The organism is Bacillus sp. C-3-6 (assembly GCF_054509685.1).
Genome location: NZ_CM137247.1, coordinates 4,997,170 through 5,014,830 on the forward strand (window position 1 = coordinate 4,997,170; position 17,661 = coordinate 5,014,830).

A 17,661-nucleotide genomic window follows, 5' to 3' on the forward strand; every position below is an offset into this window, starting at 1 on the left:
TACATTACCTCTTAATTCCATTAAATGTATCAGATTTAATATTTATAATGATATATCTAATATTATTCAGCTTTCTAAAAATTTGACATAAAAAAATAAATAGATCCCTCAGATAGAACAAGCTATAACTCTCTCAAGGAATCTATTTATGAATAATCTCAAAAACGTGATTATTATGTTTAATAAGCACCCTTACGTAATACGACCAATAAAACTGTTTTAAATAAGATAATAATATCTAATTTTAAAGATTGATTGTATACATAATATAATTCTATATCCACCCTTTCTGGGTATCCTACATCACTTCTACCACTCACTTGCCAATAACCTGTTAAACCAGGACTCACAGATAAAAAGTCTGAAGTTTTAGAGCCGTATTCTTTTAATTCCTCCTGAATTACTGGTCTTGGACCAACTAAACTCATATCACCTTTAAGGACATTGATAAACTGTGGTAGTTCATCTAAACTTGTTCTTCGTAAAAAGCGCCCTATATTTGTAATACGTGGATCTTCCTCTGGCTCAAGCTTATAGTTATTATCTACATATTTCTTATATAGAACTTCATTTTTTTCTAATTTCTCTTCTGCATTAACTACCATAGAACGGAATTTATAAATACCAAATACTTTACCATTTTTACCAATTCTGGATTGTCTAAAGAAAACTGGTCCTTTTGCATCCCCACGCATGTAAAGGATAGGAATTATAATAAAAAATGGAGAAAATACTATCAAACCCACAATAGCACCTATAATATCCAGTGTCCTTTTAAAAAATGCATGTAAAATTGATGTTTTTTTCACTACACTTATTTCTTTCTCCACAGATTTATGTATTAATCCTCTTTCTTCCAACCTTTTCACCTCACCTTTACACATGTATATTTTCTATTTTTATAAGTTCAGTCATATACTCCAATAATTCATCTTTTAATTCTTTATGTTGTAACGCCATCTCAATTGTCGTTTTAATAAACCCAAACTTCTCACCAACATCATAGCGAGTTCCCTCAAAATCATAAGCAAATACACGCTGAATTTCATTTAAACGTTGAATCGCATCTGTTAATTGAATTTCGCCACCTGCACCTGTCTGCTGATTCTCTAGGAACATAAAGATTTCTGGTGTTAATATGTAACGTCCCATAATTGCCAAATTAGATGGCGCTGTTCCTTGAACTGGCTTTTCTACAAATTGACGCACCTGATAACGACGTTCATTTTGTTCAACTGGATCGATAATACCGTAACGATGTGTTTCATTTTCTGGCACTGTTTGTACACCAATAACGGATGATTGTGTACCTTCATATTGATCCATTAATTGACGTAAACATGGTGTATCAGCTTGTACTATATCATCACCAAGTAATACCGCAAATGGCTCATTTCCAATAAATTTACGTGCACACCATACTGCATGCCCTAAACCTTTTGGTTCTTTCTGTCTTATATAATGAATATTTATTTTTGAGGAAGCTTGTACTTTTTCAAGCATTTCATACTTCCCTTTTTCTAAAAGGCTTTGTTCTAATTCGAAAGAATGATCGAAATGATCTTCAATGGCACGTTTTCCTTTTCCAGTAACAATAATAATGTCTTCAATTCCTGATTCAATCGCTTCTTCTATTATGTATTGAATTGTCGGTTTATCGACGATAGGTAACATTTCTTTCGGCATTGCCTTTGTTGCTGGTAAAAATCTTGTCCCAAGACCAGCAGCTGGGATAATCGCTTTTCTTACTTTTTTCAATTATACTCCCCCTATAAATCTATTTATTTGTATGTAACAATAACAAAAACCCTACCTATAGAGTCATTTTTATAACTCCATAGGTAGAGTTTCTATTAGAAATAAATTATGGGCATCTAACCCATCCTCACGCCATACTCCCGACGACAAGCGTCTAAGGTAGGCATGAAATAAAATTTCTACCCACAGCACGACCGAGTGCCCCCGTTGATAACGGTTAGGAGACATCACCAATTATTTATTTAAAAAATACCGAACAATTTTTTACGACGAATTTGTTCTGGATCTTCTTTGTAAATTGCCTTCCCGCTAATTAATAAGTACGGATTTTCTTTCAAATCACTCATAACATTCATTCCGAATTCTTTCTCAATTAGTTCATAGCTTTCCGCTAAATGAAATCCTCTTGATGTCGTGTTATGTGCATCTGAAGCAACCATATGTGTTAAATTATTTTCTACAAGTTGAAGTGAAAACTTTTTGATTTTTTTACCGAATTTCCCTAATAAACTACCTGCCGTTACTTGCGTCAGTGCACCTTTATTTACAAGGTTATATAACTTATCTGGCCGCTCGATTAACTCGGCATTACGTTCCGGATGAACAATAATTGGGATCATTCCCTTAACACGTAATTCATATAATAGGTGTTCCGCATAACGCGGTACGTGATTAGATGGGAATTCAATGAATATATATTTATTTGTTTCGTTTAAAGTAACGATTTTACCAGCTTCATAGTCTTCTAATAAATCACCATATAACCTAATCTCCTGCCCCGGTAAAATGGTAAGTGGAATATTATGTTGTTGTAGTTCATCATTGAGTTGTTTTACGTGATGAATAATTGAGGTACGTTCATTTATATATTTGCCATTTTGATGGTGCGGCGTTGCGACAATTGTATGTATTCCTTCTGATACGGCTTGTTGTGCCATTGCTAAACTATCTGTCATGGTTTGTGCACCGTCATCAATACTATGTAAAATGTGACAATGTAAATCAATCATTCTTTCAGCCTTCCTTTCTCCTATCAGTCTTTTTTCCCTTGAATATGAGACATCTCATATTCAAGGGAAAAAAGGAGATATGGTTGAAACATATCTCATCCTTTTAATTAGTTTGCGCCATAATAATAATATAAGCCGTTTTCACGTTCACGGTCATTTAAAACAACACCTAACAATTTACCTTTTGCAGACTCCAATAACCCTTTTGCTTTTACTGCTGTTTCTTTCTCTGTTGATTCACTACGAACAACAAGAATAGAAGCATCACATACATTTGCCATAATTTGTGCGTCGGTAACAGCTAAAATTGGAGGCATATCAAAAATAACTAAATCGTACATGCTGTATGCTTGTCCAAGAAGTTCTTTCATTGATTTTGAACCTAATAATTCCGCCGGATTTGGTGGGATTGGGCCACATGCTAAAAAGCTTAGATTATCTATAGATGTCGTTTGTACACATTTCTCTAAACGTTCACTATGTGTTAATACATTCGTTAATCCAAAAATATTATCTACTTGGAACATTTGATGCATTGCTGGTTTACGCATATCCGCATCAATTAATAATACTTTTTTTCCTTGTTGAGCAAACACAACTGCCATATTCGCTGTCGTTGTCGTTTTCCCTTCACTTGGGTTCGCCGATGTTACCATTAATGAATGTAAATTCGTATCAACAGCTGCAAATTCAATATTCGTTCGAATATTACGATATTGCTCTGAAATTGGTGATTTCGGTTGTTGATGCGCAATTAATTGACGACGTTGACGATGATTCTTTTTCTTTTTAAATAAATTAAGAGCCAATTGTTTGTCCCCTCACTTTTCTTGATGATGGAGCGTGTGATTTCACGTTCAATGTTTCTTCATCCATACGAGCGACAATACCTAACACCGGTAAGCCAAGTAAGTTTTCTACATCTTCTTCCTTTTTCACTGTGTTATCTAAGTATTCTAGTAAGAATGCAAGACCAATTGAAGCCATTAAACCAATAACGAAAGCGATTGCTACATTAAGCATTGGCGCTGGTTTAATCGGAGATTGATTTTCTGCAACTTCTGCTTTAGATATTACTGTTACGTTATCAACATTCATAATTTTTGCAACTTCACCTTTAAACACATCTGCAGTTGCATTCGCAATATCACGAGCTATTTTAGGATCTTTATCCTCAGCTGTTACAGCGATTACTTGTGAATCCTTTTCATTCGCAACATTAACTTTTTTCGTTAACTCTTGCGCTGTCATATTTAAATTTAATTTTTCATTCACTTGTTCTAAGATTACTGGGCTTTTAATAATAACCTTATATGTATTCGTTAATTGAATATTCGTTTGAACTTCACCAGCTTGAAACATCGATCCCTCTTGCTTCTTCTGATTAACAAGAATTTGCGTCGAAGATTGATAGATTGGTGTCATAAAGAAGAAGCTAATGATAGCACTTACTATAGCTGCACCAAATGCGATTACGAGGATCATTGCTAAACGTTTTTTTAAGATATGAAATAACTCTTTTAGACTAATTGTTTCTTCCATAAGTTCCTCCAACTTTCTAAAATTTACACATAGGAAAAATTATAACATATAAATCTTACATTTTTTATTTTTAATAATTCAGTTCTATATTTGTTCACAAGAAACAAGTTTAATCTTACAAAATAATCTTAAATATGACAACACATTCCAATGATTTTCCAAATTTTTTATTTTATCATGTTTTTTATACTATGTAACTTGAGAAATAAATTTCAAAATGAGAAAAAAAGCCAACAAGTATTTCTTATTGGCTTTTTTTATTTCAGTAATAACCATACTGTTCTTTTTCTTCTCTTTTATCGTTCAAAACAACACCTAGTAGTTTTCCTGATGCTTTATCTAATATTTGTTTCGCTTTTACGATTTTATCTTTTTCCGTCTTTTCACTTCGTACAACGAGTACGATTCCATCACATTTATTCGCAAGTATTTGTGCATCTGTAACCGCAAGGACAGGTGGTGTGTCGATTAATATAATATCAAACATGTTATATGCTTCTAGTAACGCCTCGTCCATCGCCCGGCTCCCTAATAATTCTGCTGGGTTTGGCGGGATTGGACCTGCTGCCATTAAGTATACGTTCTCTATGTCTGTTTTTTGAATGCATTGCATAAGTTTTGCTTGTCCTGATAATAAGTTCGTTAACCCATTTGAACTATGAATGGCAAATAAGTTTTGTATCGTCGGCTTACGCAAGTCAGCTCCAATTAATAAAACTTTCTTTCCTTGTTGTCCGAAAACAACTGCTAAGTTTGCGATTGTCGTTGTTTTCCCATCACCTGGATCTGCTGAAGTAACAATAATAGAACGAACATGATTATCTACAGATGTGAACTCAATGTTTGTACGAATGTTACGGTATTGTTCTGTAATACGCGATTTAGGCTCTTTATGTGTAATTAATTGTCGTAATGGTTTTCTTTTCTTTCTCCCGAACATATTCATAATCTCCTTTTGTGAAATGCGACATTTCCCTTTTCTCTCTCTTATGCTCGATTTCATACGTCTAATTAATATTCTTTCTGATTCCCCACATTTCATCATAATCAATAACATTCTACTTTGTCTTATTTAAGTACCTTAACAATATGACAATGCCCTTATTTCTTTATTCCCTTTATCACTTATCCTATTTTCTAGATAAATAATAAAGTAAGTATATGGTAATTACCATCTATTTACAAGTTATTTTCTGATTAGTTTGCAAATTATCGTTTCATCGTTATATAGCAGAAATTAAAAAAATCCCCTTGTCTTTTTACAAGGAGATTTTTTAGTACTATCTATTCTTTTTTATCACCAATCGCAAATGTAATTTCTGCCTCACATGCAACTTCACCATCTACTGTTGCGATTGCTTTTCCTTTTCCAATCGGGCCGCGTACGCGTGTCATTTCTACTTCTAGACGAAGCTGATCACCTGGGCGTACTTGTTTTTTGAAACGGCAATTGTCGATACCTGCAAAGAAAGCAAGTCTTCCGCGGTTTTCTTCTTTCTTTAATACTGCAACTGCTCCGACTTGTGCTAATGCTTCTACAATAAGTACACCAGGCATAACTGCATAGTCAGGGAAGTGTCCGTTAAAGAATTCTTCATTTGCGGATACATTTTTAATCCCAACCGCTCTTTTTCCTTCATCTACTTCTAATATTTTATCAACAAGTAAAAATGGATAGCGGTGAGGAATGATTTCTTTAATTTGTTCTATATTTAGCATGTAACAATCGCCCCTTTTGTAATATTGGTCTTACCACTTGGACATATTGCTATTATCCCATTTTGTTTATTGTTTGTCATTACAAAGTAACATTTTATATTTAGCACAACTTCCTAAAAAAAAATGCACACACTCTATTCCATTAAAATAGTTGCACATTTTTGCAACTGACACGGAGGTGGAAAGGAGTGTATGCCCAAATTAGGGAAAGGCAATATGTATTGAAACATTATTTGCCTTAATGTCGTATTCGACTCATTATATTATAAACGTTTTCAATTAAGGAAATATTAAATTTAACCATATATATGAATATTTTACCTGTTTCCTTCATATTTCTCTATTTTCCTTCCATTTTCGCAAAAAAACAAAATAAAAAAATATAAAAACGAAAAAAAGAACTAAGGCATTAGCCTTAGTTCTTTCAAATTATCTCAAAGCACGCTTTGGTAATCTGTCGATATTCTCTAACATAATACCTGTACCAACCGCAACGCAGTGCATTGGGTTTTCAGCAATTAATACTGGTACTTTTAGCTCTTCTGCTAGAAGCATGTCGATACCGTGTAGTAAAGCTCCACCGCCTGTTAGAATAACACCACGGTCGATGATATCTGCAGATAATTCTGGTGGTGTGCGCTCTAATACGCCTTTTGCAGCTTGTACAATAACAGCTGCATTTTCTTTTAATGCTTCTGTAATTTCTTCAGAGCATACTGTAATTGTACGTGGTAAGCCTGTTACCATGTCACGTCCGCGAATTTCAAGCTCTTCGCTACGTGCACCTGGGAATACTGTACCAACTTTAATTTTAATATCTTCTGAAGTACGTTCTCCGATTAATAGCTTATACTTACGTTTAATATAGTTTAAGATCTCCATATCAAACTTATCGCCAGCCATTTTGATAGAGGAAGAGGTAACAATATCACCCATAGATAGTACAGCGATATCTGTTGTACCTCCACCAATATCAACAACCATGTTACCGCTTGGTTGGAAGATTTCCATACCAGCACCAACTGCGGCTACTTTTGGTTCTTCTTCTAAAAATACTGTTTTACCACCTGAACGTTCAGCAGCTTCACGAATTGCTTTTTGTTCTACTGATGTAATATTTGTTGGACAACAAATTAAAATACGAGGTTTTGAAAAGAAGCTCTTTACGTCCAATTTGTTAATGAAATACTTTAACATTGCTTCTGTAATTTCGAAATCTGCGATTACACCATCTTTAAGTGGACGAATTGCTACAATATTACCAGGCGTACGTCCCACCATACTTCTCGCTTCTTCACCGACTGCTAATACTTTACCACTATTACGATCAATTGCCACAACAGATGGCTCATTTAATACAATACCCTTACCTTTAACATGAATTAATACGTTAGCCGTACCTAGGTCAATTCCGATATCTCGCGCAAACATTCCCGTTTTTTCCTCCTCGATATTCAAAATCAGGTTACACCCGAATTCTTTTCACCTAATTTCTGATTTTATCATAAATTTAACAGAAACGTAATATTCGCAAAAAGAATTCTTCTGAAAAATATTACCGAATGTGAACGGAATGTTTGCTACTGTAACATTATTGACGTACAGGCTTCTCTACATCTTCTTTTCTATACTTTTGTTTTGTTGCTTCTCCACCTCTTAAATGACGAATAGACTTATGATAATCAAGAATTTCTTTTACCTCATTTGCGAGCTCTGGATTAATCTCTGGTAGACGTTCTGTTAAATCTTTATGGACTGTACTCTTTGATACCCCAAATTCCTTTGCAATGACACGCACTGTCTTTCTTGTCTCCACGATATACTTACCAATCTTGATAGTTCTCTCTTTGATGTAATCGTGCACACCACTCGCCTCCCTAATTTGGATGTGAGAAGGGTGAAATGAGCCTCGCTGCATATGACTAAGAAGTAAGTGTGAGTGCTGTTTGTAAGCGTTAAACATTCTTGGATTTATAATGAAATGATTCACGATTTCTCACCTCAAACACTCTCTTTGCTTTGGTTTATACCATTGTATTGCCCGCACTACTGATATATGCTACATGTTCACTATTTTTGCGGACTAAGTTAAGAAAAATTACGTTTTTTTGTGAGAAATACGTTAAAACTGACTATTATGGCCAAAAAAAATGACACCTTGTATAAAAGGAGTCATTCTTCTCGTTCCAATTCTTCTTCTAACAACTGATGGTGGGGAACCTCTTTCTTACCGGCAATATAATAATATAAAGTGAATAAAACAAACAATAAAATAATAGCAGTCGACAGAACAAACAAAAATGACACAGTATCCCCTCCCTTTTGTAATATATATTCGAGAATCTCGTCATTTTTCCTTGTTTTTACAACTTTTTTCTCGAAATTGATTATTTTTATATAAAAATAAAAAAATCAATTCTCTTGATGAGAACTGATTTTTTCACTTTATTATTCTTGTGAAGAAGAATCGTTAGATGATTCTGTAGAACCGTTTGTTGATTTTTCTTCTTTCTTCGGTTCTTCTTTTTTGTCACTAGTTGAACCGCTTGTTGATTTCTCTTCTTTTTGAGACTTGTCTTCTGTTTTATTTTCTGGTTTCGTGCTCGTTGACTTCTCTTCTTTTTGAGATTTGTCATCAGCTTTTTTACCAGAAGCATTCGTAGCCTTTGCAGCACCTGCATCAGCTTTAATTTCTGTTACTGATTTATTTAAGTAACGTTCAGGGTTCACAGCCACATTGTCTTTACGTACTTCAAAGTGAACGTGAGAGCCTGCCTCTTTATTCATTGCACTTAGACCGGATGTTCCTAATACTTCACCTTGTGCAACTCTTGCACCTTTTTCTACTTTCACACTGCCTAAGCTTTGATAAGATACCGCTACACCATTTCCACTATCAACTGTTACAACATAACCAAGAAGTGAATCTTTTTCAGCTTTCGTTACTGTACCACTTAAAGCAGCGGCAACATTGAATTCTTTTCCATTCTTCGCAGCAATGTCAATTCCTTTGTTTGGGGAATATGTGTTGTTATAAAAGACAAGTGCTTTTTCTTGTTCCGCCTCAGTTGCTGCATCTTCATAGAATTTCTTTTGTACGACTACTTCCGCATTCGCGGCAGCTGGCATTTTCACTACTTCTGAAGATTTCGTTACTGGTACTGCTGGATCTTCCGATTGTGTATACGGTGTTGCTTGATCGTGGTTTGGAGTCTTCTTCGGATTAGCTCCTTGGAACCATAGCGCAACCATTAAGATTACCGCTGCACAAGCAATGTATAGTGCCGGAAACACCCATCTTTTTTGAAATAAATGTACTACCTTTTGCGACTTTTTATTATTTCTTCCTCGCATTCCATCATCACCTCAGCAATCATTTTGAACAATATTCACGTATCCTATACAACGTATAACTAATTACTTTTCGACAAAATTTGTAAAAATATGTATAAGAACTGTAAAATTTCCGAGGAAATGATAGAAAAAAGAAAAAACTGAGCGTTTCGGCCCAGTTTTTAGTCCATTTGTTTCTTCTTATATACGATTAAACATGCAATAAGCGCAATAATAAGCCAAACTGCAACATTTAATACATGCCCACTAATACTACTAAACCCAGCTCCATCTACTAAGCTTTTGATTGCTTTTACAATATGAGATGTTGGAAGATACTCAATTAGTGTCTTAATTACTTTATTTTCAACCATCGGCTCAAATTGTACAGCTAAATACATCGTCATTAAAATAGGCATACCAATTAAAGATGTTTGTGGTACAGAAGATGCAAGTAATCCAATCATTGTTCCAAGCACGATAAACAAAATAGTTCCACATAAGAATACCAATCCTACCAATGGAAGATTAATATTTAACTGATCTAAAATGAATAAATTTGCAATACAAATGACCATCGTCAGACCCGATGTTAATAAACTCTTTCCAAGAAGAACTTCAACAGAAGATGCTGGGGATAACATCAACACACGCAGTGTATGTTTTTCTTTTTCTTCTGCAATTACCATAGATTGAACAAATCCTGCGACAAATAGGAAGGCCATTATAGTAGTAGTGCCTAACATTTCCTTTCCCACTCCAAATCTGCTAAACAAAAATGAAAGTATAATTGGTAAAAATGCCATTAATAACACTTGTGAATTTGTCTTAAAATCTTGGACTTCTTTCCGAAAAATAGCTGAAAATCTTCTCATTGAAAATGTCATTATAATCCCCTCCCAGTAACTTCAATAAAGATATCGCCTAGCGTTGGTTCGTGTGAATGAATAGATAACAGTTCGCCCTTTTTCATCCATTCTGAAATACGTTTTGCGCCTAATTCATCTTTTTGCACTACTTCTTTTTGTTTATCTTTTAATACGACCTGTATTTGATCCTTAGCGTATTGTAAGCGTAGGTTCTCTGGCGTATCCAGCGCTACAATTTCTCCGCCACAAAGGAAGGCAATACGGTTACAAAGCGTTTCTGCTTCATCCATGTTGTGAGTCGTTAAGAAAATCGTCGTTCCTTCTTCATTTAAGTCTTTTAAGATTTTATGAATGTTTTGTACGTTTACTGGATCGAGTGCAGATGTTGGTTCGTCTAAGAAGAGGATATCTGGTTTATGAAGGATTGCTCTTGCTAGTGTGACGCGTTGCTTCATTCCCTTTGATAGTTTCTTTACTGGTGTTTTTTTATCATCTAATAAATTTACTTGTGCTAGTACTTCATTGATTCGTTCTTTTTTACAATCGTATAAGTCACAAAATAATAGTAAGTTATCATAAATACTAAGTCTTTCATATAAGCCGCTGTTATCTGTTAAAATACCAATTCGTTTGTAATCGATGCTACTTGGTCCTGTAATATCTTTCCCTAATACTCTTACCGTTCCAACACTATGAAGCAATTGAGAAGTTAAAATTTTTACTGTTGTCGTCTTACCAGATCCACTCGGTCCGAGGAATCCGAATATCTCTCCTTGCTTCACCTCAATATTTACATTTCGAAGTGCCGTTTTTCCACTGAAACTTTTCATTACATCTTTCATTTCAATTGCCAATGTCATTTCTTCATCCCCTTTGTTTTTCTTCTTTATAGATGAAAGTCGCTTTAGCGCTTTTCGTTCGTTTGTTTCGCTTTTCTTGACTCAATCATATGAAAAACAAAGGGTTTACGCAGTAAAATACCGGTAAAAGGAGTATTTTTACCGGTGAATGAATCGCATGTTGAGCTTATTGGAGCACTTTTTATAGCCCAATCACGCCTTTTAATTCATCCATTCGTCCTTTTGAAAGTGGAATTGAACTTTTTCTTTCGTCGTCTAAAATTAAGCTAAAACTGTTACGAGTCCAAGTAATCACTTCTCGTACTCTTTGTAAATTTACAAGGTACGAGCGATGACATCTAAAGAAACCAAAACCTGTTAATCTCGCTTCTAGTTCACTTAATGTTAAGGCGCATACGAAATCCCCTTCACGAACGTGAATATGTGTTACTCCGTTTTGCGTTTCAATGAAATGGATTTCCATCGGATCAAGTAAAATGATTTTATCGTTCACTTTCGCAGGTATTCTTTCTAACTTCATTTGCGGAATCATTTGAATGACTTTTTCTTCATCGACTTCTTCCACTTCCTCTTGCTCAATTTCTATCTTTTTCACACCATCGTTGTTTAATATGTATACATCCTCTGTTAACGAAAGGGCATCCGATAGAAATGATGACGTAATAAAGATTGCCTTTCCTTGTTCTTTCATTTTCATGATTGCTTTTCGAATAATAACCGTACTCTCTATATCTACATTTTGCTCTGGCTCTTCCAAAATGACTAGATCCGGATTATGAATCATAATTCGTCCAATATGAAGACGACGCTTCTCTGAAAATGATAGTTTTTCTATCTTAACGTTTAACTTATCTAAAAGACCAACATATTGTACAATTTCTTCCGTACTCATATTCGATTCATAAAGACCTAGTAAAAACTTAAAGTATTCCTTCACCTTCAAACGATCATATGCCTCATCTTTCAAAAAACAAAAGCCGATGCGAGAATAATTTTTCTTTCCAATCGCTTTACCTTCAAATAGCACATTGCCAGTTGAAGCTTCTTCTTCACCAATAATGATACGATGCAACACTTTAGCTGTATGGTTATTGCATTGCAAAACAACACATTGCCCTTTTTCAACCTTTAGCTCTATTGCCGGTAACTGGTTCGTTTTCCCTAACTGTTTCAACTCCAGTAGCGCCATTTCGTCTCCCCCAAATACTTTTTATCCTATTATACCAAACAGTTAATGGAAAATTATGATATTTTAAACAGAAAAAAATAGGTGCCAGAGTTCTGACACCTATTTCTTCACCATCAATTTTCCTTCATAATCATTCATCGTCCTTATTTCAACGCCTTTATAGTAATGGGCGACGATATCTGTATATTTCTTTCCTTCTGCTGCCATGCCGTTCGCCCCGTATTGACTCATACCAACGCCGTGACCGAAGCCTTTCGTCGTAACGATGATTTTATCCCCTTGTTGTTTCCACGTGAAATCAGAAGAACGTAAATCTAACTTTTCACGAACTTCTTTTCCCGTTAATGTTTTTCCTTGAAAAGCTACATCCTTTACGCGCTTTCCTTCCGTAAGGTCTTTAATGTTTCCAACCTTCCCGTCTGCTAGCACTTTCACACCGAGACGTTTTTGAAAATCAGCTACTGTAAATGTTTGCTCGCTCGTAAACTTTGGAGAGGCTTGATCCCACGGACTATCTACACTTTTCAAGTACGGATAATCATTTCCCCAATAGTCAGCTGCATTTTCTGTTCGACCATTACTCGTTGAAAAGAAGGATGCTGAAATTGGTTTTCCATCATACGTTAAAACTTGTCCTGCTGTTTTCGAAACAGCTTCTTCGATTTTCTTCAAATTATTTTCGTAGTTATTGCCCCATTGCTTCTTCAATTCATCTTTGCTTTTGTACACTTGATCTTTCACCGTATCTGTCACGTCTGCATTATTTTTCTTTCCTCCGCTTAGCATACGTTGTACTACAAATGTTCTTGCTGCTAATGCCTGTGCCTTTAGTGCCTCTATTTCAAAACTGGCATTCATCTCAGAAGCTACTACACCGGTCACATACTCCTCCATAGGTAATGATTCTACCTTCTTTTGTTTCTCACGATATACAGCAACTTGAACCGCTGTATCTACTTTTCCTGGAGCTGGTATACTTTCTATGGCTGGAGGAGTTTTAGAGGCCGTTTCTTCCCCTACTTTTGCTTTCGCAAATGGGATAACAAGGGCTGCAGGTACAATGATAACGAGCGCTATTAAGAGCGCTACTGTAATAAAAAGTGGCTTTGAAAATTTCATCCTATTTTTCCCCCAATATAAAAGCTTTACTCCATTCATTCTTATGGAACAACTCTTTCTTTTAGAACACACTTAAGGGGAAGAGCATAAAACGGAAATTTTCTAAATATTTTTACTGGTACGTGCATAAGTATAGAATTTATTGACTATAACAGTAATAACCCAAAAAAAATAGCCCCTATGTCAAAAGACATAGAGACTATTTCAATTAAGCGTGAAGATCAGAAACTTCTTGTTCTTTCACTTCTTCTACTTTTTCGTTTACACGTTCAATAGTTGCACCTAATGCAGCTAATTTCTTATGGAAATCTACATAACCACGGTCAAGATGTTTTAACTCAGTTACACGAGTATAACCTTCTGATACTAAACCAGCTAAGATTAATGCAGCTGCAGCACGTAAATCAGTTGCGCCTACTTCAGCACCTTGTAAGCTGTTTGGACCGTTCATAATAACAGAACGACCTTCAATTTTAATATCAGCATTCATACGACGGAATTCTTCAACGTGCATAAAGCGGTTTTCGAATACCGTTTCTGTAATCATGCTTGTTCCATCAGCTTGTAGTAATAATGCCATCATTTGTGATTGCATGTCTGTTGGGAAACCTGGGTGAGGCATAGTTTTAATATCAACCGCTTTTAACTTATCTGGGCCGATAACACGTACACCTTCGTTTTCCTCAATAATTTTAACACCCATTTCTTCCATTTTCGCTGTAATTGAGCGTAAATGTTCAGGTACAGCATTTTCAATTAAGATGTCTCCACCAGTAATTGCTGCTGCAACCATGAATGTTCCCGCTTCAATACGGTCAGGAATAATAGAGTGGTTTGCACCATATAATTTATCAACGCCTTCGATACGAATCGTTCCAGTTCCAGCTCCGCGTACTTTCGCTCCCATCGCATTTAAGAAGTTAGCTAAGTCAACGATTTCTGGTTCTTTCGCTGCGTTTTCAAGAATTGTTGTCCCTTTTGCTAATGTAGCTGCAGACATAATGTTTTCTGTCGCGCCTACGCTTGGGAAGTCTAAGTAGATTTTAGCTCCTTTTAGTTCTCCCTCAACATATGCCTCAACAAAACCGTTACCAACCTGTACTTTTGCTCCCATTGCTTCGAAGCCTTTTAAATGTTGGTCAATTGGACGTGAACCGATTGCACATCCACCAGGAAGTGCAATACGAGCACGACCGTTACGTGCTAATAATGGTCCCATTACTTGAACAGATGCACGCATTTTACGTACATATTCAAATGGTGCTTCAATGTTTAGTTCTTTAGAAGAATCGATTGTTACTTGATTATTTTCAAATACGACTTCAGCATTTAAATGACGTAATACCTCATTAATTGTGTATACATCAGACAAAACTGGTACTTCAGATAGTACATTCTTTCCATCACTCGCTAATAGGGCTGCAGCGATTATAGGTAATACAGCATTTTTTGCGCCCTCAACACGCACTGTGCCGTTTAACCGCTTTCCGCCACGGACGATGATCTTTTCCAAATTATTCCCCTCCGTGTCCTTTTTTCAGTATCTATTCACTCAATACTCAGAAGTTATGATCGGTGTGCCAACCACAATTGTATCTTTGTTGTCTGTAGAACGTATTGCTATTTGCACATTTATTTTCTCTCTATTTGTTGAAAGAGCGTCATCCCACTTTTTATTGTATGCGGAGACTGACACAAATGCTCTTTCTTCTACTTGTTCGATCGCTCTTGCTGAAAGATCTTTCAAAACCTGATTGGTTTTATTTTGCAAAACACCTTCAATCTTATCATTCAGTACACCTTGAACACAAGTGTAAATTATAGGTTTTTCACTAAAAATTTTATTTACTTTTTGAACATACTTCGGGTCCCATTTCGCCCCACTTACTTCAAAGATAATGAAAGTGTTTTCTTTAGTATTTTCTTTACTCCAAGTTACTACTACTCGTTCTTCATGAGAAGCAAACTTTTTATAGGATGTAGCTTTATATCCATCTGGAGATTGCTCTACTTCCCACTTTTGAATATTTGCCTTGTCCTTCACATCGTTTAACAACTTTTGAAACGTATGTATATTAGAAATTGTTTTTGTTTCTCTAGCTAACCATGACCATTTTTCTACTTTAGCATCATTTTTCTCTAAAGCCTTAATCATGCTCTCCATTTTCTGTTCATCGCTTATCGGTTTCATCTCTCTATATCCAACCAAAAATAAAACAACACTAAGTGCAACAATAAGAATGGCTTTAAGCTTCAATTTCATCCCCTCCTATCCCCATTGTTAACGGAGATTTGAGGTTCTATACACTTACTTTACTAAATACGTTAAACTCTTCGAATAGCCTAAATAATCAAGGAAAAAGTTACTTACAGATGTCCCAATTGCAATTGTAATTAAGATGAGTAATACTCGCGTCTGCAGCACTTTTCCGGACTTCATTAAACGCTCAATGTGAATGCCTTGCAAAGCCCACCACGTAATGGTAATAAACAATAAATGCGAAACAATGGCAATCAGTGCTTGTTGCCCTAAAAGTTGTGCCAAAAAATCGACCCCTTTTTACTCAGCTACTACTTATGAAAGAATATAAAAACGATACCATAATAAGTAGGAGCCACACTTTTTCAAATGCACATAGACATCTTACATTTTACATCGTGATTTTCTTTCAAAAAACGTATATCTACATTACAAGTTAACACAAAATAAAAAGCGCAGAGTACTGACTCCACACCTTTTATTTTCACTATTGTACCACGTTCCCTAAGAAGAAGAAATCTTTCATTAATGGAAAATATTCATAAAAGAAATTGTACCCAATCATCGGCATAATCCCTAGTATTACAATCGAAATTGCACAAAGGCTCATAACAACCTTTATATTTAATGGTAACCGTATCCTCTCTTCTGTCTCTCCGGTGCGGAAAAACATTTGTTGTAAAATACGGAAATAATATACGAATGAAACAACTGTCGTACCCATCATAATCGAAGCTAGTACGTAATGTGCTGGCTCTACATGAAGCGCGCCTAAAAAGATGTTAATCTTTCCAATGAAGCCAGCCGTCCCTGGTATCCCGGCCAGCGATAAAATAAAGATTGTCATCATGATCGCTGCAAATGGTGATTTCTTATATAATCCGGTGAAAATCGTTATATTTTCCTTATCGTTTTGTAAGATTAAACCGTGGATAATGGCAAACGCGCCTATATTCATAAGCATGTATGCCAACATATAAAACCACATGCTATCCAGCGTAAATGGTGATAATGCCACAAGTGGAACGAGCAAATACCCAGCATGCGCAATGCCTGAATAAGCAAATAAACGTTTTACGTTGTATTGTTTTAACGCGACTATATTCCCAACAATCATCGTAATACTTGCTAGCACCGCAATATATATACTCATATGCCCATATAAAGATTGCATATCTCCTTGTATTAATACACTTGCAAAAACCATAAGGAACAAACGAATAATGAGTAGGAACCCAGCAATTTTAGAAATCGTTCCAAGAAAAGCGGTAACAGGTGTAGTCGCTCCTTCATACACATCAGGTGCCCACATATGAAACGGCACTGTGGCAATTTTAAATGAGAGACCGACTAGCAATAAAAGAAATGCGAGAGCTAGCAATAACTGAATACCACTAGCGAGCTCCCCAGTGAGTACCTTTTGCATATCTACAATGTTAGTTGAACCTGTAATACCGTATAAATAACTCATTCCGAAGAGCGTGATCGCCGTTCCAATTCCTCCGCTAATGACATATTTCATTGCCGCTTCATTTGATGCACGGTTCTTTTTTCGTATTCCTACTAAAATATAAGAAGAAAGTGAAAGTAACTCTAAACCAACGAAAAGGGTGATAAAGTCAACACTAGAAGCCATGAACATCGCACCAAGAAGTGCCATTAAAAATAAGTAATAATATTCGCCCTTATCTTCAATCGGATTCTTCTTATCATCGCTCATTGCGATGCATAAAATGAGAGCTGAGGCGCCTAATAACAACGTTTTAAACCCTTTTGAAAATCCATCTAACACAAACGATCCGTTTAAAATATCTCCAGCTGGTTCGCTATATAGCGTAATTAATGAAACAATTGCTAATACGATGGCAGCAATCGCACCAAGAGCTACATATCTATGGTTCAGCTTAAAAAACAAAACACATATGGAAAGAAGGATGGCGGCCCCGAGAATAATAAATTCTGGCACCATTAGATGCCACGATAAGCTAAGTAACGTATTCAT

Annotated in this window: 19 protein-coding genes; all 19 read right to left on the reverse strand. The window is 35.7% G+C overall.

Annotated features, from left to right (window positions below):
• Positions 1-179 precede the first annotated feature (179 nt).
• Positions 180-860, reverse strand: a complete 681-nt coding sequence (locus tag ACW0JX_RS25750; protein WP_459245210.1) for a sugar transferase — start codon at positions 858-860, stop codon at positions 180-182.
• A gap of 16 nt (positions 861-876) precedes the next feature.
• Positions 877-1,758 carry a UTP--glucose-1-phosphate uridylyltransferase BpsC gene (gene bpsC / locus ACW0JX_RS25755; RefSeq protein WP_000757786.1) on the reverse strand — a complete coding sequence of 294 codons (882 nt, stop codon included), beginning with the start codon at positions 1,756-1,758 and terminating at the stop codon, positions 877-879.
• A gap of 242 nt (positions 1,759-2,000) precedes the next feature.
• Complete coding sequence (locus tag ACW0JX_RS25760) at positions 2,001-2,768, reverse strand: tyrosine-protein phosphatase (protein WP_459245211.1); 768 nt, start codon at positions 2,766-2,768, stop codon at positions 2,001-2,003.
• Positions 2,769-2,875: 107 nt separating this feature from the next.
• Positions 2,876-3,577, reverse strand: coding sequence for a CpsD/CapB family tyrosine-protein kinase (locus ACW0JX_RS25765; RefSeq protein WP_078994072.1), 702 nt, complete (start codon positions 3,575-3,577; stop codon positions 2,876-2,878).
• Positions 3,567-4,310, reverse strand: coding sequence for a YveK family protein (locus ACW0JX_RS25770; protein ID WP_078994073.1), 744 nt, complete (start codon positions 4,308-4,310; stop codon positions 3,567-3,569). Before ACW0JX_RS25770 ends, ACW0JX_RS25765 begins: the two co-directional genes overlap by 11 nt.
• Positions 4,311-4,572: 262 nt before the next feature.
• Positions 4,573-5,250, reverse strand: coding sequence for a CpsD/CapB family tyrosine-protein kinase (locus tag ACW0JX_RS25775; RefSeq protein WP_000467945.1), 678 nt, complete (start codon positions 5,248-5,250; stop codon positions 4,573-4,575).
• 344 nt (positions 5,251-5,594) lie between these two features.
• Positions 5,595-6,029 carry a 3-hydroxyacyl-ACP dehydratase FabZ gene (fabZ, locus tag ACW0JX_RS25780; protein ID WP_000931959.1) on the reverse strand — a complete coding sequence of 145 codons (435 nt, stop codon included), beginning with the start codon at positions 6,027-6,029 and terminating at the stop codon, positions 5,595-5,597.
• Positions 6,030-6,458: 429 nt separating this feature from the next.
• Positions 6,459-7,460, reverse strand: a complete 1,002-nt coding sequence (gene mreB / locus ACW0JX_RS25785; RefSeq protein ID WP_000457978.1) for a rod shape-determining protein — start codon at positions 7,458-7,460, stop codon at positions 6,459-6,461.
• Between the two features lie 160 nt (positions 7,461-7,620).
• Complete coding sequence (gene spoIIID / locus ACW0JX_RS25790; protein ID WP_000544012.1) at positions 7,621-7,893, reverse strand: sporulation transcriptional regulator SpoIIID; 273 nt, start codon at positions 7,891-7,893, stop codon at positions 7,621-7,623.
• 308 nt (positions 7,894-8,201) lie between these two features.
• Positions 8,202-8,336, reverse strand: coding sequence for a hypothetical protein (locus ACW0JX_RS25795; RefSeq protein WP_000008903.1), 135 nt, complete (start codon positions 8,334-8,336; stop codon positions 8,202-8,204).
• Between the two features lie 141 nt (positions 8,337-8,477).
• Positions 8,478-9,383: a M23 family metallopeptidase gene (locus ACW0JX_RS25800; RefSeq protein WP_001214922.1), complete on the reverse strand. Its 906-nt coding sequence runs from the start codon at positions 9,381-9,383 to the stop codon at positions 8,478-8,480.
• A gap of 161 nt (positions 9,384-9,544) precedes the next feature.
• A complete protein-coding gene (locus tag ACW0JX_RS25805; protein ID WP_075717914.1) occupies positions 9,545-10,249 on the reverse strand; it encodes an ABC transporter permease in 705 nt (234 codons plus the stop codon).
• Positions 10,249-11,091: an ABC transporter ATP-binding protein gene (locus ACW0JX_RS25810; RefSeq protein WP_075717912.1), complete on the reverse strand. Its 843-nt coding sequence runs from the start codon at positions 11,089-11,091 to the stop codon at positions 10,249-10,251. Before ACW0JX_RS25810 ends, ACW0JX_RS25805 begins: the two co-directional genes overlap by 1 nt.
• 181 nt (positions 11,092-11,272) lie before the next feature.
• Positions 11,273-12,280 carry a LytTR family transcriptional regulator DNA-binding domain-containing protein gene (locus tag ACW0JX_RS25815; protein WP_459245212.1) on the reverse strand — a complete coding sequence of 336 codons (1,008 nt, stop codon included), beginning with the start codon at positions 12,278-12,280 and terminating at the stop codon, positions 11,273-11,275.
• Positions 12,281-12,379: 99 nt separating this feature from the next.
• A complete protein-coding gene (gene spoIID / locus ACW0JX_RS25820; protein WP_459245213.1) occupies positions 12,380-13,399 on the reverse strand; it encodes a stage II sporulation protein D in 1,020 nt (339 codons plus the stop codon).
• A 208-nt stretch (positions 13,400-13,607) separates the two neighbouring features.
• Complete coding sequence (gene murA / locus ACW0JX_RS25825) at positions 13,608-14,912, reverse strand: UDP-N-acetylglucosamine 1-carboxyvinyltransferase (protein WP_000411275.1); 1,305 nt, start codon at positions 14,910-14,912, stop codon at positions 13,608-13,610.
• 39 nt (positions 14,913-14,951) lie between these two features.
• Positions 14,952-15,656, reverse strand: coding sequence for a YwmB family TATA-box binding protein (locus ACW0JX_RS25830; protein WP_000767913.1), 705 nt, complete (start codon positions 15,654-15,656; stop codon positions 14,952-14,954).
• Between the two features lie 51 nt (positions 15,657-15,707).
• Positions 15,708-15,944, reverse strand: a complete 237-nt coding sequence (locus ACW0JX_RS25835) for a DUF1146 family protein (protein ID WP_000057889.1) — start codon at positions 15,942-15,944, stop codon at positions 15,708-15,710.
• Between the two features lie 202 nt (positions 15,945-16,146).
• Positions 16,147-17,661, reverse strand: a complete 1,515-nt coding sequence (nuoN, locus tag ACW0JX_RS25840; protein ID WP_459245799.1) for an NADH-quinone oxidoreductase subunit NuoN — start codon at positions 17,659-17,661, stop codon at positions 16,147-16,149.